Source organism: Lactobacillus sp. W8093, assembly GCF_016100925.1.
In the GTDB taxonomy this organism is placed as follows: Bacteria; Bacillota; Bacilli; order Lactobacillales; family Lactobacillaceae; genus Lactobacillus; species Lactobacillus helsingborgensis.
Genome location: NZ_JACFRL010000002.1, coordinates 1 through 19,013, shown reverse-complemented (window position 1 = coordinate 19,013; position 19,013 = coordinate 1). Strand labels below are relative to the sequence as shown.

General features: G+C 36.7%; 14 protein-coding genes. 5 read left to right on the top strand and 9 right to left on the bottom strand.

The window, feature by feature from the left end; genetic code table 11:
* Positions 1–42: 42 nt before the first annotated feature.
* On the bottom strand, positions 43–1,002 hold the full coding sequence (locus H3T47_RS01375; RefSeq protein ID WP_199282297.1) for a LacI family DNA-binding transcriptional regulator: 960 nt from the start codon (positions 1,000–1,002) through the stop codon (positions 43–45).
* Between the two features lie 173 nt (positions 1,003–1,175).
* Between H3T47_RS01375 and H3T47_RS01370 the strand changes: the two genes are divergently transcribed.
* The 3 genes from H3T47_RS01370 to H3T47_RS01360 all read left to right on the top strand — a co-directional run bounded on the left by H3T47_RS01370 (position 1,176) and on the right by H3T47_RS01360 (position 4,575).
* Complete coding sequence (locus H3T47_RS01370; RefSeq protein ID WP_199282296.1) at positions 1,176–2,405, top strand: MFS transporter; 1,230 nt, start codon at positions 1,176–1,178, stop codon at positions 2,403–2,405.
* A gap of 23 nt (positions 2,406–2,428) precedes the next feature.
* The gene (locus tag H3T47_RS01365; protein ID WP_199282295.1) at positions 2,429–3,964 is read left to right on the top strand and encodes a DUF5060 domain-containing protein; all 1,536 of its coding nucleotides are present in this window, start codon (positions 2,429–2,431) and stop codon (positions 3,962–3,964) included.
* Between the two features lie 104 nt (positions 3,965–4,068).
* Positions 4,069–4,575, top strand: coding sequence for an O-acetyl-ADP-ribose deacetylase (locus H3T47_RS01360; RefSeq protein WP_199282294.1), 507 nt, complete (start codon positions 4,069–4,071; stop codon positions 4,573–4,575).
* A 97-nt stretch (positions 4,576–4,672) separates the two neighbouring features.
* On the opposite strand, the gene H3T47_RS01355 is transcribed toward H3T47_RS01360, so the two are convergent.
* Genes H3T47_RS01355 through H3T47_RS01340 form a run of 4 tightly spaced genes read right to left on the bottom strand, consistent with a single transcriptional unit; the run spans position 4,673 to position 7,990 of the window.
* Positions 4,673–5,158 (bottom strand): PTS sugar transporter subunit IIB, encoded by a 486-nt coding sequence (locus H3T47_RS01355; RefSeq protein ID WP_109918882.1) that lies wholly within the window; start codon positions 5,156–5,158, stop codon positions 4,673–4,675.
* Positions 5,136–5,555 (bottom strand): PTS sugar transporter subunit IIA, encoded by a 420-nt coding sequence (locus H3T47_RS01350; RefSeq protein ID WP_199282293.1) that lies wholly within the window; start codon positions 5,553–5,555, stop codon positions 5,136–5,138. The genes H3T47_RS01355 and H3T47_RS01350 overlap by 23 nt, the downstream gene beginning before the upstream one ends.
* Positions 5,556–5,567: 12 nt before the next feature.
* Positions 5,568–7,247 (bottom strand): PTS system mannose/fructose/sorbose family transporter subunit IID, encoded by a 1,680-nt coding sequence (locus H3T47_RS01345; protein ID WP_199282292.1) that lies wholly within the window; start codon positions 7,245–7,247, stop codon positions 5,568–5,570.
* A 32-nt stretch (positions 7,248–7,279) separates the two neighbouring features.
* Positions 7,280–7,990, bottom strand: coding sequence for a transaldolase (locus H3T47_RS01340; protein WP_199282441.1), 711 nt, complete (start codon positions 7,988–7,990; stop codon positions 7,280–7,282).
* A 208-nt stretch (positions 7,991–8,198) separates the two neighbouring features.
* Between H3T47_RS01340 and H3T47_RS01335 the strand changes: the two genes are divergently transcribed.
* Positions 8,199–9,191: a LacI family DNA-binding transcriptional regulator gene (locus H3T47_RS01335; RefSeq protein WP_046327736.1), complete on the top strand. Its 993-nt coding sequence runs from the start codon at positions 8,199–8,201 to the stop codon at positions 9,189–9,191.
* Positions 9,192–9,276: 85 nt separating this feature from the next.
* Positions 9,277–9,924, top strand: coding sequence for an ATP-binding cassette domain-containing protein (locus H3T47_RS01330; RefSeq protein ID WP_233335806.1), 648 nt, complete (start codon positions 9,277–9,279; stop codon positions 9,922–9,924).
* A 145-nt stretch (positions 9,925–10,069) separates the two neighbouring features.
* Here the strand turns inward: H3T47_RS01330 and H3T47_RS01325 are convergent, their stop codons facing one another.
* From H3T47_RS01325 to H3T47_RS01310, 4 genes are all read right to left on the bottom strand, one after another.
* Positions 10,070–11,143 carry a P1 family peptidase gene (locus H3T47_RS01325; protein WP_199282291.1) on the bottom strand — a complete coding sequence of 358 codons (1,074 nt, stop codon included), beginning with the start codon at positions 11,141–11,143 and terminating at the stop codon, positions 10,070–10,072.
* Between the two features lie 113 nt (positions 11,144–11,256).
* Positions 11,257–13,221 carry a MucBP domain-containing protein gene (locus H3T47_RS01320; protein ID WP_199282290.1) on the bottom strand — a complete coding sequence of 655 codons (1,965 nt, stop codon included), beginning with the start codon at positions 13,219–13,221 and terminating at the stop codon, positions 11,257–11,259.
* 334 nt (positions 13,222–13,555) lie between these two features.
* A complete protein-coding gene (locus tag H3T47_RS01315) occupies positions 13,556–15,274 on the bottom strand; it encodes a BspA family leucine-rich repeat surface protein (protein ID WP_199282289.1) in 1,719 nt (572 codons plus the stop codon).
* Positions 15,275–15,874: 600 nt separating this feature from the next.
* Positions 15,875–19,013, bottom strand: a 3,139-nt coding sequence (locus H3T47_RS01310) for a BspA family leucine-rich repeat surface protein (RefSeq protein WP_199282288.1), incomplete at its 5' end; no start/stop codon positions are given.

Below are 19,013 nucleotides of genomic sequence, written 5' to 3'. Positions count from 1 at the left end.
ACGAATAGGAGCTTAAAGTTAGACTTTAAGCTCCTGTTTTATTTAATATGTTGAATTTCTCTTAATAGGAATGACGTTAATAATACTATTTTGACTAGATTTTTTTCCATTGATTAAATCTAATAATCGCCTTGCTGCAGTTTGGCCAATCAATTTTGGCTGTTGATCAATTGTAGAAATTGTAGGCGTAGTATATTCGCATAGCACGTTATTATCATAGCCTATAAGTTGAAAATCAGCTGGGATTTTAAGATTACGCCGTTGAGCTTCCTTAATAATTTCCGCAGCATAGATGTCGTTAACTGCAATTACCGCGTCAAACCGATTGCTTTTCTTTAAAACTTCTTGCGCAGCTTTCTCAGGATCGGTTTCGGAAACCTTTTTAAGTATATAAGGAATATTAAGCTTGTTTAGCTCGTTAACTAGTGACTCTACTCTTTCTCGTACAGTTGGCAATTTCAGGGGCCAATGCTGAATCATTACCCTAGTTGCCTGATTTTGCAATAGAGAAATACAGTCTTTGCCACCTTTGATGTTGTCTGAAACTATGCGGGCAACATTATCATCAATATTAGCGCTATCATACATTACAAGAGGTGTTGCCAAGTTCAAAGCAGCTGGCATATCAAAAGCGGCAGTGATAATGCCGTCAATATTATTTTTTTGGAACTCGTTAATAAAATTCAAATAGTTTTTTTTATTTGAATTGGCACTAAAAGAAATTAGCGCAGAATAGCCTTTTTTTTGGAGAATAGATTGAATACCGTCAATAATTTGGGCATAAAAACGGTTGTTTAGGTCGGGGATGATGATGCCAATCATCCGCGATTTTTTTTGGTATAAAGTTCGTGCTACTTGATTAGGCTGATAATTTATTTCTTTGATAACTCGTGCGACTTTTTTTCTAGTAGCAGGGCTGACGTTAGGCGAATCATTAATAATTCGAGAAACAGTGGCTACAGACACTCCAGCTAATTTAGCTACATCTTTAATAGTAGACATGATTGATCCTTTTTTAATTACTGTAATGGGTTACATTTTTATTATAACTCATAAATTAATTTATTCTATTTTAGTCATAGTTAAGTAAATCGCTATTGCGTTGTAACCGGTTACAAGATAATATAAAAATGTAAATCAACGTTAAACCTAATACTTTAGAAAGGAGTTTAATTATGAACGTTGAAAATTTGCGGGAGAAAAATAAGGGTAACTGGAAACTCAAAGTAGGAATTTTGGGCATCTCACTTTTTTTGCAGGTTGCTGGTTCTAACCTGGCGGCGATACCTCTAATTGCCAAATCTTTTCCCCATGAATCTGTGACTTCGGTGCAGGCATTATTTACTATTCCATCATTCACAATCATGTTGTTCATCTTGTTCAGCAATGCTGTCATTAAGTGGTTTGGTAAAAGAAATACCGTAATCATAGGCATGATTGTAGCTTTAATTGGTGGTATTATTCCGTTTTTTGTTAATAATTTTACTATTATTGTGATTAGCCGTTTGCTGGTTGGAGCAGGTATAGGGCTGTTTACATCCCTTGCCGTTTCTTTAATTGGCGACTGCTTTAGCGGTGAAGAACAAAAGACATTAATTGGTATTCAAGGAGCTATGGGGACTCTGGGTAACAGCTCAATGACCTTTGTTTCCGGCTTGCTTTTGGGGATCAAATGGCAAGCAACCTTTTTGTACTTTTTAATTATAATTCCGTTCTTAGCTCTCTTTATGATGGGCTACACACCAAAAATGGAGCAGGAAACGACTGTTGAAGGGCAAAGTGTTGCAGCGAATAATACCCAAACAAAAAAGCGCGTTAAAATACCCGGTTTAATATATGTTGCCTTTTTGAAGCTGTTTCTATTCTTTTCAGCTTTTATGGTTGAAGCTACAGCTTCGGCTTTAGTTATTGAACAGAATCATCTTGCCAATCAGGGTGCACTTTCTACAGAAATCGCAATCGCGGGCCTAATTGGCGCAGTGATTTCTATGGCATATTCGAAAATCTTTAAGATGTTAAAGCACTTTACCCCGGCAGTAGCAGTTGCCTGCGGTGCGGTTGGCTTTATTGTTTGCTCAAAAGCAGGCAACATGGCTATTTTCTTTATCGGTTTACTATTAATGATGATTGCCAACTTAATTATCCCTTATGTGTATGACACAATCTTGGGAGAAGTTGACGGCTCAATCAGTAATATGATTATTTCAATTGCGCAAGTCTGCAATAATTTAGGTGCATTTGCTTCTCCTTATGTTATTTCGATCTTATGCAAAATAACGGGCTTAAGTACGGCAGTTGATCAAATGAAGATTAGTGCAGGTATATTGGGCCTAATAGCAGTTGTCTTTGTAATAATGGCAATTCTTAGAAGTAAAGGCAGTAATAAAGCTAGAAATGTGGCGTAGCTTAAAGAGGGGAGTTATTTAAAATGACGACAATTGAAAAATGGCACAGATATGAATTAGCCCTAGATGGACCAAAAAATGGTAATCCGTTTAGAGATGTCAACTTGACTGGAACGATCAACCATAACAATCATTTAGTCACCGTTGACGGTTTTTATGATGGCAATGGTATTTACAAGATTAGGTATATGCCGGAACAAGTGGGCGAATATACCTTGACTACAGCTTCTAATATACCTGCTCTTGATAAAAAAGAGGTTCATTTTACAGTTGCAAACGCTGAAGGCAATAATCATGGTCCGGTTCGGGTTGCTGGTAAATCTCATTTCGCCTATGCGGACGGCACAGGTTTTATTCCGTTTGGCACTACAGCTTATGCTTGGACTGTTCAACCAGCAAATATCCAAAAGCAGACTATTCAAACTTTGAAAGAGAATAGTTTCAATAAAATTAGAATGCTGGTTTTTCCGAAAAGCTATGACTATAACAATAATGAACCTGAAATCTATCCTTTCGCAGGTCAGCCTAATGTTAAGCGCGGAGGAACTGATTGGGTCTTTGATGGTGCCAATACTGGCTTTGATTTTACCCGTCCAGTGCCCCAGTACTTCCAAAACTTGGAGAATAATATTGACAAGCTGGATGAGCTGGGAATAGAAGCTGATCTGATTTTATTCAGCCCCTATGACCGCTGGGGCTTTGCCCGTATGGGGCTGAAGAATAACTTAGAATATGTAAAATATATAGTTGCCCGTTTGGCATCGTATAAGAATGTTTGGTGGTCTTTAGCCAATGAGTACGATTTAATGGATATGTGTGGACAAATTCCACTAAAAGACTGGGATGTTATTGGACAGTATGTGCATGAAAAGGATCCGTCTAACCACTTGGAATCAATCCATAACTTTTATGATCCCCCTCAGCATAAAGACACAATTAAAAATTGGTATGATCATACTAAGCCGTGGATCACGCACTTAAGTATCCAAACTGATAATTTATTCATGGTGCCTAAATGGATTGCTGAATACCAAAAGCCGGTAGTGGTTGATGAATGCCGCTATGAAGGCAATATTGAATTTGGCTGGGGTGATAATACGGCTCAAGGAATGATGGACAGCTTCTGGCGGGTCATCTTGCGTGGTGGAGGTTGTACACACGGCGAAACTTACATTGACAAGCCTAATACTGACCGACCGATCTGGTGGGCACATGGAGGTAAATTATACGGAGAAAGTCAAAAGAAAATTAATTTCTTAAATGACTTGCTCCAAGATAACGGTTTTAGCTGGATAAAGCCTCAAGCTACATCCGGTCCCCACTGGGACTACGCGGTTGGTTCAAACCCTGAAGAAGATAAATGGCTGGTTTATTTTGGCGACAATGGGTCTGAATTTGTTATCTTGGACTTTTTACCTGAAAACAAGAAATATACTGCCAAACTAATTAATGCTTGGACAGAAACAACACAAGACTTTGCGGCTGAAATTACTAACAAAGACAAATTTCATCTTCCAAGAAAACCATACCAAGTCTTACTTTTAACTGAAAAACGTTAAAGAAAATGAAGTTGAATGCATAAAATGCGACCACAATGTGATCGCATTTTTGTTTGGGCAAAAATAGCTTTAGGTTTAGAATAGAATAAAAAGAGGCTAAATTCATGGAAAATCTCAAAATCGTTCAGGGTGACATTACCAAATTAACAATCGATGCAATTGTCAATGCCGCAAATAAGTCGCTTCTTGGCGGCTTAGGCGTTGATGGTGCAATTCACCGTGCGGCAGGACCCAAATTATTAGCTGAATGTCGTCAATTGCATGGTTGCGAGACAGGACAAGCTAAAATTACTAATGGTTATCAATTACCGGCAAAGTATGTCATTCATACTGTGGGCCCCATTTATTCAGGTTCTAACCAAGACGATGAGTTACTAAGAAACTGCTATTTAAATTCTTTAGCTTTAGCTAAAAGTCGCGGGTTACACAGTATTGCTTTTCCCGCCATTTCTACGGGAGCTTATGGTTTTCCTGCATCACGGGCAGCTCACATTGCTTTTGCGGCTGTCAAAAATTGGCTGGAACAGAACGCCGACTATCAAATGAAGATTATTATGTGTGCGTTTGATTCTAAAACTGCTCAGCTTTATCGTCAAGAGCTGGCAGAATAGTCAATTTAATGTTGCTGTAAATATACTAAGAGGACCAGTTTTACTCAAAATGATGAAAACTGGTCCTCTTAATTATTAGCAAAAGTAATAAAATAATTTATTTATCCTTTTTAGTGAGCAATGGCTTTATTGGCTGTTTTTCGTTTTGCGGTACTATTTGCACGTAAACATTTACGCCTTTATTTAGTAAACGCTCGAAGCATTCGTCTTCTGCTGGGCTGGTAGAGATGTATTGGTATAGGGTGCTGCGACCATCTTTTGCTCCCATACCTCCCAAGTCAACGTCTGTAATGTCAATACCATGATCAACCATATATTCGATAGTTTCAGGAACCTTAACCAAGATAATGGTCGGGGCTTCCAGTGGTTGTGAAAAGAATGTGACGCCGTCTTCTTTATTAAATATACCAATACCAATATCTTCGGGTACTGCCTGCTCAAAAACGTTGATCATAAAGTCATTATTTGATGTTGCGTCATCCACAATAACAACGTTTTGTGCTCCGGTTTCTTTGAGCCACTTGGTCATGACTTGACCATGAATTAAACGGTCATCAATTCTAGTTAAGACTAAGTTTTGCATGATGTGTTCCTCCTAATTTACTATTTTGAATACCCCAGTTTTCATTATTTAAACAGATATTGAGCAAATCGCTAATCGAACTTTTTGCTGTTCTACTAGTAATAATGCTTAAAAGCATAGGCACATTAACCCCAGTAACTATTTCTAAATTATATTTTTGTTTTAAATACATTGCCGTATTAAAAGGCGTACCACCCTTTAAATCTACTAGTACTAATGTAGATTGGTCATTTTGCGATTTTAGTACTTGTTCAAAATTATCCCTATAATTATCAGGATCTTGACCGGGTTTAAAAGAAATTGTTTCTAAGTAGTCTGTTTTTCCGGCAATCATTTCCACGGTCTGTTTCAACCCTAAACAAAATTGACCATGACTAGCTAAAATAATTTGTATCAAATTAATTCTCCTTTAAATAGTTGCCAAGATGCCCAAGTAGGAACATAAAATACCTATTACAAAAATGCCGACAACAATAATACTTGCGTTAACTTTCTTTCTTAAAAGCCACCATACTAACAGAGTAATTAATAGTGGAATTAAACTGGGTGCTAACTGATTAAATAAAGACTGCACCTTAATTACGCTTTGACCTACATGCCAAATTAATGGTGTTTTAATAGTTACCCTCGTGGCTGCCATAGTGCCGACAACCATTAAGCCTACAATTGAGAACGCATTTGTGACTTTATCAAGCAAGCCACTCTTTAAAATGGATACAACTGAAGCCTTACCTTTTTTATAACCATACATAAACATCAAATAACCAATAGAATAGATGATCAATTCGAATACGACAGTGAACATAATTGGACCAAAGTAATTACGCTCCAGTGCCATAGTGGCTCCAATACTTGCCAAAATTGGGAAGATTATACCCTGCTGTACTGTGTCACCAATACCTGCTGCGGGTCCCATTAATCCTGTACGAACACCGTTAATATCCTCAGCGCTCACATTCGCACCGTTTGCACGTGCTTCTTCCATCGAAAGTGCAATACCGTGAATAACAGGTCCAACCATGTGTGGTTCAGTGTTAAAGAATACCATGTACTTTTTAAGTTCGTCTGCCTGTTTGTTTTGCGGATATAATTTTCGGATAGGGTAGATCATCATGTTGGTTAAACCCAAAGCCTGCAGCCTTTCATAGTTATAGCAGGCCTCGTCTGATTGCTCCCATAGCCAAGTTTTAACTAAGTCGCTATGGGTCAATTTAATTTTATAGTTTAATGGGGAAATGTCTTGAGCAATACTAGTACTATCAGCTGCAGCAGGAGTTACAGTTTGTGGTGCTCCTGTTCTATTTTGCAAAGTTAGTCTATTAACCTTTTTCTTTGCCGGTGCAGCATTAGTAGCGGTAGTTCTGAACTTTTCATTGATGTAAAGTAGGTAGGCTAATAAACCTGCGAAAATAGCAACAGCCATAATTTGCAGTTTAAGATAGGCAGTCAAGAAGAAACCAATAAAGAAGTATGGTACTAGTGATTTCTTACCTAAGTAATTAAGTAACATTGCGATACCTAGAGCAGGCATGATTGCACCAACGACTTCAAGTGCAGTGGTTAAGCTCTTAGGAATCATGCGTAACATGCTTTGTGCCCAACCTTTGCCAAAATATACTAGACAAAAGGCAGGAATACCGTAGACAATCAGTGACACAATGAATGAAGGTACATAATTTAAGAACCTGATAGCTTTAACATTGCCCTTAGCCAATTCGGCATCAGCTCTGTGAACCCAAAATGAGTTAACGCTTTGGTAGATTTCTACCATTAAAAGCCCGATTAATGAGAAAGGTACAGCAAAGGTAACTGCTAATTTAGGATTTGCTCCGGAAAGGATGGTTAATGCGGTACCGAAAATACCGGCAACCATAGTGTTACTCGGCATTACACCACCAGTATTGATCCAGCCCAGATAAACCAGCTGGATAGTGGCACCTGATAGCATTCCCAGCATTGGATTGCCCATAAAAATACCTACTAACAGGCCGGTGGTCAATGGATAAGTTAAACACCTTGTTATCGGGGCAAAAAACCACCATTGGGAAATGATAGCGAGTAAAGCTACTAACAACGCAGATAAAAACATTTTAACGCCTCAACTTTCTTATTTTCAGTAGCTTATAAAATGGAGAATCCTAGCGCTTTAACATCCTTGTTAAAGTCTTGGACTGTCTGTAAGGAACGCTCTTTAGGAGAAGTTCCAATTAGTGGGAATTTGGCAATAACGGGTGCGGTGCACGTAATAATGTCACAGCCGCATTCTTCGGCTTGAAAAATATTAAGTACTTCGCGGCAGCTTGCCCACAACAGCCAGCCATTACCATTTTCATGACAAAGTTTTGCCGCTTCTTTCATTAACGGCATTGGGTCAATGCCAGTATCTGCCAAACGACCGGCAAAAATTGAGAGAATATTTTGCGAGTCAGGTTTTAATGCCGCTAATACATCCTTGGTTTGCTCTAATGTAAACATTGCGGTAACGTTTAACTTGATTCCTTCTGCAGATAATTTCTTAATTAAAGGTACAGAAGATTCACCTTTGGTATTGGTAATTGGTATTTTTACAAAAACGTTCTCGCCTAAAGCTGAAATTTTTCGAGCTTCCTTGGCCATTGTGTCAAAATCATCGCTGAAAACCTCAAATGAAATTGGCAGACCAGTTACTTTTGCTAATACTTCTTTAGCAAAACTAAGATAGTCGGTAACGCCGGCTTTTTTCATTAATGAGGGGTTGGTAGTAAAACCTTTAACTACACCACTTTCTTTGGCCTTGACCATGTCACTGATTACAGCGCCGTCAGCATAAATTTGCACATTTAAATCGTTAATTTTCACGCTTTTTCTCCTCCTGCTTTTATAACAAAAATGCGGTAACGTTTGCGCAAACAGTAAAAATTATAGGCCTAAGTTAAAGGCCTCAAAGTCAATCAATGCAAGCGTTTCCGCTAACTACATTTTTATTGTATAATGTTGTTGACAAGATGTAAAGTAAAATTAGAAAAATAAAAATAGAATTTAAATTAGGATAAATTGCAGAATGGCAGTAAAATCAATTAAAGATATTGCTCGTTTAAGTGGCTTTTCAGTTTCAACAGTTTCGCGAGTGTTAAATAATACGGGTAGGTTTTCTGATCAAACCAGGGATAAAATTTTAAAAATAGCTAAGGAAAATCATTATTCACAGAATATAATTGCTAAAGGGATGCGTAAGGGCAGCCTTGCAATAATTGGTATTTTGGTACCCGATATTACTAACGCTTATTATGCTGCTATAGTTAAAAAATGTGAGCAATATTTTTTTGAAAAAGATTATTTAACTATTGTGTGCAATACAGAAAGAAATGCGGAAATAGAAGAAAAATATATCGCGAAGTTGAGTAATCATATAGTTGATGGGCTAGTGGTTATCTCTACTCAAAGAGCAATAAGCAAAAACCGGGCAGATTTACCTACGGTATTTATAGATCGGTCACCCAAACTAAGTAACAACACAATTACAGCTTCTTCTGACAATTACGCAGGTGCAGTGATAGCCGCTAACCATTTGGTTGATAGAGGTTGTTATCCTATTATGCTTACAAATAAAAATAATGAATTTTCCAGCAATAAAAGCCGTATTCTGGGTTTCACGCAAACGGTCAAAAGTCGCGGCATAAATAAACCAATAATTATTAATTCTAAAACTAATTCAGACGAGATTTATCTAGTCAAAGATAAAATATTTAAGCAGATAAAAAAGCTACTGAAAGAACATCAAAAACTGGGTATTTTTGCCATCAATGATAACGTGGCAAGTTATATTTATCAGGCCGCAATAGGTGAGGGGATTAGAGTACCGGAACAATTGAGTATAGTTGGTTTTGACGATACCCCAGTGGCCAGCAAGCTGCAATTAACCACAATTAGGCAGAATACTTCAGAGATTGCCCGGGTTTCATCTACCAATTTATTAAAAATACTGAAAAGAGAAGATATTTTAGAACATAAATTTACTATTCCGGTTTCATTAGTGAAAAGAAAAACGACCTAGTATAAATTTAACTAAAAAGGTTCCCAGAAAATATTTTCTGAGAACCTTTTATTAATTATTGAAAACAATTTTTAAGGCGTTGTTTATGATACAAGATGATATTAATACTTTTTTGAGTATTAATTTTATTTTGATACTTGAAAAAGTTGTCGTAATGCTCTTGGGTGATTTTACCATTTTTAAGTGCTTCTTTTTGCTCGGTGATTCAGCTGCAGGTAAATCAACGCTGCTTAATATTATTAGTGGCCTGTTAAAAAATTATACCGGTACGATCAAATTGGGTGGCATAGACTATGCTAAAATTTCTGATACTCAGCTGCATCAAATAATTTCTTATGTCGAACAAACACCATATATTTTTACGGCTAGTTTAAAGTGGAATTTAACTTTGGGGCAAAAGGTTACTCCTGCAAAGCTAAAACAGGTCATTACGGCGTGTGGCATTGATCAAATAATTGCTCATTTACCCGCTGGTATCAACACGATACTGGCAAACCAGGGGACTAATCTATCTGGTGGGCAGAAGCAGAGGATTGCGCTTGCACGAGCGCTTTTGCGTGATACGCCCGTATATCTTTTTGATGAGGCGACCTCGTCATTAGACAAGGTGGCCAGCATTTCGTTGGAAAAACTGATTTTAACGCAGAAGAATAAAACCATTGTTTTAGTAACACATCATTTACAAAAAGAAACAGCCGACTTATTCGACGAAAATATTGTATTGGATAAATAAAAAAGTCGTATTTGAGTTTGAATTCAAATACGGCTTTTATTTGTTTGTGTCATGAACTACATCATTAGCAAATAATTTTAATACCTAATAGCTGGTATTATTTTACAAGGTGTAGAACTTTGCGGTGTAATTTTTTTGGCTTAATTTAAAGACCTAAGTCTGCAATTAATTGCATTGCCTCTTTATCATCACCAAGCTGCATGAGGGCGTCTTTTAGGCATAACATTGGCTTACCGTCACGGTCGGGCGTTGTTTGTGCATGAGCCAAAGAACTGAGAATGGCTTCGTGCACAATATCTACCGTAATTCTGAAGTAGCGGTCAATTTTGTCATCAGTAATTGCCTGGATTGTACTCAACTCGTGTTCAGGAAAATGACTTACCCGGTTAGCAGTAGAGAAAGCTAGAGTAATCTCGCCACTACCGTTGCCGCTAAATGAGCCACTGCGAGTGATACCGATACCGGAACGTTTGGCAATGCGTTTTAATTGTCTCGAGTTAAACGGGATATCGGTAGCAATTATTGTGATGATACTGCCTTTTTCCTTACTGTCCTTGTTATCCACAAAATTTTTACCAATAGCATGACCATAAATGTTCAAATCAGCACTAAGACCAAAATTGGACATGACTAGCGCACCCATTGTGAAGGTTTTGCCGTCAATTTCTACTTGTCTTGAAGCAGAACCAATGCCGCCCTTAAGTTCGTAGCAGCGCATGCCCGTGCCGCCGCCAACTCCGCCTTCAGCAAAATCTGTACTAGCAGCTGCAAAAGCATCATTCACATCGTCTTCGGTGACGCCTAAATCGCGAATATGGTTAATCGAACTGTCATTGCACTCCATGATGATCGGATTGACGCTGCCAGTCGACAGACCAATTTCAGGATTTTCAGCCAGCATTCTTTTGACTAAAGCCATTGATGCGGTACCCACGCTGAGAGTATTGGTTAAAACCAGTGGCGTTTCAATTGTACCCAGCTCGTTAACTTGAATGAGTCCTGTGCTTTTCCCAAAGCCGTTGATAACGTGTGCAGCGGCTGGCATTTTTTCCCGGAAGATATTATCTGGACAGGGGTTGACCACAGTAACACCAGTTCTGAGTCTATCAGTAACAACTGTTTTATGCCCGACAGTAACACCGGCAACATCTGTAATTAAATTTTTTGGTCCTGGCTTAGTATCGCTAAGCGCAAATAAAAGTGGCTTATTAAGTCCCATTTTTACTCCTTTTGCTTAAAAAATATTCTTCTTTAATTAAAACGGTTCAGTTATTTTTATGCAAGACAAAAAATTCCAGCGTAAATTGACGGAGCTTTTTCATACTATTGTAATCAATCTTTTTTCTTTTTGCTAAAACAGTTGCTAAATAGACTGCCAATTACTGCCATGAAGCCCAATAAAAGCATTGTTATCTGGGAATGCTTATTGGCACCAGTTTGTGGCAATTTTTCATGGCGACCATTGTCAGTGAACAGCACTGACTTGGTGGAGTCAGGATCACTTTCAGCTGGTTTAAAAATGGTATAGTTCTCAGTAATACCGTTTGAAGTAGAGTTATTTTTATTTTGATGAGGATTTTTAGCCTTGCTTTGAGTTTGACTAGCCGAGTTGGTCGAACTATTTTGACCGCTATGTTCAGGGCTGGTATTAGCTTGAGGTTCATCTTTAACATAGATATAGGTTACGTTTTGCGGTGCAGTGCCAAAAAAGTTGGTGGCATTTTTAGGCCTGACTTTTAAGGTATAACCCGGTATCGCCTTAGCACCAGTGGTGTAACCATCACCCACATTACCCTGTATTATCGTTTCAGGTGCAATTTGATTGCCGTTTTCATCTTGATAAGAGACGGTAACATCTGCAGCTTTAATTGGTGTGGTGGTAGAGGTAGATTCGGGGTCAACAGAATAAATAAACTTGACATTCTGCTGTTGATCAGTGAAAACCCCAGTGGCATTATCTGGGACTTCCTTTAAGATATATCCCGGAATTGTTTTAGGTGTCACCTTATAATCATCGCCAATTTTACCCTTCAAACTAATATCAGGTGTAAGTGATCTTTTACTAGTATCCAAGTAAGAAACAGTAATGGGACTACCTGGTCGAATATAAGTGTCGCCAAGAATGTCGTCAGCATGGGCAATTAAGTCTTCAGACAGATATTTATTGTTTGCCTGTGGTGCATCTTCTTTTCCATTGCCGATATTGACCCAAGTTCCTGAAGTGTTAAGATGTGTATCATTAATATATGTATTTTTACCTAGTTTAAGGGTGTTTAATTTAGCAAGTCCGTCTAACATATAACCTTTATCAATATTAGGGTCTATGATAAAACTCCTGAGATCAAGTTCTTTTAAGTTACTACAATTATTAAACATTCCCATCATATCGTTCACTTTAGAAGTGTCAAACGATGATAAGTCTAACTTGGTTAAACTGGAACAATCTTCAAAAACTCTTATCATGTTGGTAACATTACTAGTATTAAACTTACTAAGATCTAAAGCAGTTAAACTAGAGCACCCACTAAACATGAATTTCATACTGCTTGCATTGGCTATTGTGAAATCAGGTGAAAACTTAATGTTCTGTAAATTTTCACAATCCTGAAACATGCTCTCTACATAACTAGTATTAGCAGTATTAAAACTTGATAGATCCAGACTAGCTAATTTACTGCAGCCCGCAAACATAAAAGATATGTTAGTAACTTTGGTGGTCTGCAAATTATCAATGCCATCTATGCTGGTTAAATTTTCACAATCCGCAAACATGTACCGCATATCACTGGTAGCAGATGTGTCAAGGTTTTCCAAACCAGTGATTTTAGTTAGATTAGCTAGCCCTTTGAACATTTCAGAAGCCGAGTTAACTTTTAATGAGCCGGCAAATCGAACTTCTTGCACGTCGCCACTGTTAATGCCGTTAATAAGAGCTAAAGACCCCGGTTGATCCACACTGCCACTTGGGATGGTAATTACATGATTATTGTAGCTAACATCGAGATTGCCCCACTTGAAACTAGTGGCACTTTGAGTATGCAGTTCTGAATCTTTAGGTGGCAAGTTTTTTGGAGAAATAACTTCCTGCTTGGTATCGGTTTTAGCGTTAACATGATTAACTTTGTTATTGTTTTGACCTGTTGTGGTTGGAGATTTTGTTACAGAAGTCGATGAAGGCACTATTTCGTCTGCTTTAGTTGTTTGGGGGGATATAGCTAATAAACTTAAGGCTGCAGCAGCAACACTAAAGTATATTATTGAAGCTTCTGTTCGATTAGAATCTTTTTTCTTACTCATATTACTATTCTTTCTTAAATGATAAAATAAACATATACATGATTAACATTTAGCTTATACCTTGTTTAACTTATTATACAATTCATTTTACTTAATAGCACCATTTATACATTTCAACTTATTTTAAAAGAATTAATAATTAGCCTTAGCTAAGAGGTAATTTTTAATTTTTAAATTCAATTTGGTTATTTGCTGGAAGATATGACACTAGGTAGTAATATAGACACATAATTTAGAAGTAATTTATTAATTTTTGAGCATAGAAAAAGAACTCAATTAGCATTTTTAACTGCTAGTTGAGTTCTTTTCAATTATAAAGTAAATCTCTTAATTGTTAAAAGTTAGCTTTCTTGACAAATTGGTTCTTGCCTACGATGTAATATAACTTATTGTGCATCTTAACAGCACCACCGTAAGTTCTAACTGACTTGTTCTTCTTCAGAACATCATGACCATAACGTTTAACTTTGTTATTGGCTTTCTTAGTGTAAATAAAGGCATTGTGCTTTAATTTACGGTTGATACCAGTAACATTATTAGCCTTAACGAAACGGTTCTTGCCTAAAGCATAGAACTTCTTGCCGTTAATGGTCTTAGTACCATAAGTAGTAATAGTTTTACCAACGAAGTATTCAGCTTTTACACGCTTGCCTTTTTGGTTAAAGATATAAGCGTTGTGGGTAACTACTCTCTTGACACCTTTCTTGGCCTTTTTAGCTGGCTTCTTGTTGTCAGTAGCAGGCTTGTTAGTTTCTGGCTTGTTAGTATCCGTCTTATTAGTGTCTTGCTTATCAGTCGTAGTATTTGTGTTGGTGTTACCTGTGTTAGTAGTATTACTTGGAGTACTTGGAGTTGAAGGGGCGCTTGGAGTGCTTGGGGTTGAAGGTGTGTTTGGTGTAGTTGGAGCAGGCTTGGTGGTAGTGTATTCACCAGCATATTTAGTAGCATCATTTTTACCGTCAAATTTTTGCATAAGTTCTACTGAACTTAATCCTTTGTCTTTACTATCATTTAAGAACCAGGTAGTCTTTCCATCCCATAGACTCTCTTCTACTGAACCACGGAGTCCTGAATTGTTAATGATATTACCTGCACCAAGTGTAATATCACTTAAGCTGTCCATGCCTGATAACATATCTTGATCAATGGTATATGTTTGATGAGATGGGTTTGCAGTACCTTTATTATCGTCGGTATTGTTAGTGTCAGAAACGTCATCTTTAATGGTTTCGTTATTTTCAAGCATCTTAAAACTACTAATGTCTAGGGATGTCAAAGCTTTATCACCCTTAAACATTTCCCACATCTTAGTAACTTTTTCGGTGTTGAATTTTTCCAAGCCATCAATTTTGGTTAAACTTGAATCATCACTAAACATATAAGACATGTCTTCTACTGAATCTGTCTTAAAGTTGGATACATTTAAAGTACTTAATGCTTCATCGCCAAAGAACATACCCATCATGTCAGTTACGTTAGAAGTGTTAAAGTTTGACAGGTCTATTGAAGTTAATTTAGGATCATTGGCAAACATTTCTTTCATGCTAGTAACTTCTTTTGTATTAAGGTTGTTTAATCCCTTAATTTTCTTCAAGTTTGGTAAATTAGCAAATAATAAACTGGCATCTCCTTCGAAAATAACAGGACCGTCAATGTTAATGGTTTCAATTTCATCTGTGTTAACATCATCAATATTCCAAGCTATTCGGGCGGGATTGATAGGTGGTTCTTGATCACCTGCATAATGATTGTTAAATTTATTTTCTTTACCTAGTCTAATAGTAAAAGTCTTAGTCTTTTTGTCATAACTATAAATGCCCTTAGTCCAACTTGAAGCCCATAGACTGTGTGAATCATTTTCGCCAGCGTTATCACCAGAATTAACTGGTGGTACTGTCGGCTTTGTGTTAGCCGACTTAACAGGTTGCTCTTTCTGTGCTTCGGCAGTCTTAGCTGCAACAGGATTAACTGCAATTACGCTTAACGCAGCAACTGCCATACTAGAGAATAGTACCTTTTTACCTTTATGATAAAAATTGTTATGCTTACTCATATTTTTCCTCCATTTATACCATCTAAATTTCATTATACCATCATTAAGTATATACATATATCCTGTCTAATTCAATACTATGATTGGTATTTTCATATAGATTTAATACTTTTGCATATTACTAGTAAACAAAATTTTGCCAATTATTCATAAAATAAGCTTATTCAAATAAAAAATGGACTTAATTAAGAATAGGCTAATTTTATTTATGCCAAAATCAAGCATTAACTGAAATAATAAATAAGGCCAAAAAACAAGTTAAAAATACTAGAATAATGCTATTTAACTCGGCTGATTCCATTACTAATAGCCCTTAATATTTTACTTATGGTTAGCGTTTCCAGGTTTAACGTTGTTTTAATTGTGAAAAAAATTTACTTTGGCAGTTGAATAATAGGGAGACTATTCGAATAAAAAATACTCCGCAAAAGCTAATCGCATCTTACGGAGTACTTTTTAATTGGTATTAAATTTAGTTAGATTAAACCAGCACCTACTGTACTGATGATATTTGCTACAAAGCAGTAAATTTAGCTTGTTAGTTTAGAGCCGGTTAGGGAATAGTTTAATTTTTGAGTGGAGAAAAAGTGCTTTTAATTGTTAAAAGTTAGCTTTCTTAACAAATTGATTCTTACCTACGATGTAATACAACTTATTGTGTATTTTAATAGTACCACCATAAGTTTTAACTTTTTTGTTCTTCTTTAGAACAATACGACCATAACGTTTGACTTTCTTATTAGCTTTCTTAGTGTAAATAAAGGCATTATGTCTTAATCTACGATTGATGCCAGTAATATTGTTAGCCTTAACAAATTGGTTCTTGCCTAAGTCATAGAACTTCTTACCTTTAATGAACTTAGTACCATAGGTAGTAATGGTATTGCCAATAAAGTATTCGCCTTTTAGACGTTGACCCTTTTCATTAAAGATGTAAGCATTGTGGGCAACTATTCTCTTAACACCATTCTTCGTTGGAGTTTTTTCGGTATTATTGTCAGTTGAAGTGTTAGATGAATTACTATTTTGTCCAGTGCCGGTTACGCCAGAATTATTTGAACTTCCATTATTGACACTACCAGGATTGTTCGTATTGTTCCCAGCATTGGAACCAGATGAACTGCCGCTGCCTGGAGTAGAACCGGAGGAACTACCGCTGGAATTGTTACTACCTGGGTTAGAACCAGAGGAACTGCCGTTGGAATTGTTACTACCTGGGTTAGAACCAGATGAACTGCCGTTGGAACTGTTGCTGCCAGGATTAGAACCAGAAGAACTGCCGCTGGAACTGTTACTGCCAGGATTAGAACCAGAAGAACTGCCGCTGGAACTGTTACTTCCTGGGTTAGAACCGGAGGAACTGCCGTTGGAACTATTACTATCTGAACCTGTTCCATTAGAACTATTACCCTTACCAGCATTACTCTTTTCGTATCCAAAGGTAATAGTTTGAGGATCATTAGTAAACTTTAGTTTACTCAACGCATCTTCATATTTATCTGTGGCGTATTTGTTGCCATTAATTTCAACGTAAGCAAGTTTATAGGTAGGCAACTTTCTGGCTGTGATTGGGATAACTACGTCTTTACCAGCGGTACCGAATTGATAATCGTTTGGCGAAAGTTTGGCGGTTTTATCGTCCTCAAATTGATAATTAATGGTAATGTTGCAAGGATTTGGAATTTTATTGATATTAACATACACATCATAATCCTTACTGCCATCATAATTTTTCATTAAATCAGCACCAGTCCAAGAATGAACTCTAGGCTGAAGACCACCGTTGTCTTTATTAACTCCCATGTTAACCCAGACATCTTCTTCTTTGCCATCATGATTGTTGCCTAAACCACCGTCCCAATAATTATCGACTATTGTCAAATCATTTCTTCTGCCTAGTATAAGCACTTCAAGAGATGGAAGATCGCTAAGCATATCACCAATAGTTGATGCTGAAATTTGCATATCAAAACTACTAAGGTCAAGTTTTGCTAGTTTATCACAGCCTTGAAACATGTCAGTATAGTCAGAAACTGTTCTGGTATTAAAGTTGTATAGGTCCAAACTGATTAAATTTGAACATTGCCAGAACATTTTTAACATATCAGTAACAGCTGCCGTGTTGAAATTAGTGACATCTAAACTTGGTAAAGATTCACAATAAGCAAACATATTCGTCATATCTTTTACTTTGGCAGTATTAAAATGACTAACATCTATTGCAGTTAATTTAATACATTCATCAAACATGTAACTCATATCACGTACGTTTGAAGTATCAAAATGACTGACATCAACACTAGTTAATGAATGACAATCTTCAAACATGTGATTCATGTCAATAACGTTAGAGGTATTGAAAAGTGAAGGATTTAGGTTTATACTTGCTAAATTTTTATCGTTATTAAACATCCAGCTCATATCACGGACATTTTTAGTATCAAAATTGCTTAAGTCTAAAGTAGTTAAGTTACCACAGCCACTAAACATTCTTTCCATACCAGCACGAGATAGTTCTTCAGAAACATTTCCGACATTTGCAGTATCAAATTTAGACAAATCAAGTGAAGTTACTTGTGAGCAGCCGTCAAACATTTCTGTCATATCTGTGACTTTGCTAGTATCAAATTTAGATATTAATTTGTTTATACTATCAGTAGTAATTGGGATACCAGAAAACATGTCACTCATGTCAGTAACATTTGCGGTAGTAAAATTATCAGAGGCAATAATGTCTGTCAATTTGCTACAACCTCGGAACATATTGGCCATATTAGTTACTTTAGCAGTATTAAACTTTGATAAGTCTAACTCAGTTATGTTCTCACAACCGCTAAACATTCCCTTCATATTTTGAACACTATCGGTAACAAAGGTAGTTGGCAGATTTAATTTAAGCAAATTACGACAAGCACCAAACATATATGACATATCCGTCACTTTTGATGTGTTAAAGCTTGAAACGTCTAACTTCATTAAACTTTGACAATTATAAAACATATATGCCATGTTTTCAACATTAGAAGTGTTGAATTTGGTTACGTCAATTGACCAAACTTGACTACAGTTATCAAACATGTATGACATGTCTGTTACTTTATCCGTGTTAAAAGTAGCTGGGAATGTAAAACTATTAAGTCCGCTGCAGCTTTCAAACATATGCGCCATGTTTGTGACATTTGACGTATCAAAGTGAGATAAATCTAACTTAGTTAAAGACTCGTCACTAGCAAACATGTATGACATGTCTGTCACTTTTGTGGTTATGAAAGAAGTTGAACTAGATAAATCAATATTCTTTAGTTTTTTATTTTTACTAAACATGTTTTCCATGCTGGTAACTTCAGAAGTATCAAGGTTATCTAGACCCTTGATGGTTTCTAAATTCTCAAGGCTGGTAAACAAATCCGCTGCAGAGCCAATAATTTTGAGTTTGCCAGTGATATCAATTTCTTTAATATCAGCAGCTAACGTTTGATTTTGACTATTTAGGTTGTAGTACAAGCTGATAGTATGATTATCACTGTTATCAATTGTACCACCACTAATTTTTAATATATCACCTTCATCGTCGAAACTGATGTCTAATCCTTGCCATTTACTTGGAAAGCTTGCTCGAGTAGCTTTAGCAGGGTCAAATTGTGTAGAGCCCGTTTCTTGCTTATCAGCTTTTGCATTATCCGTAGTGCTTGGAGCGCTGGTATTGCCTGTGATTGCATCTTGATTACTGCCACTTGCT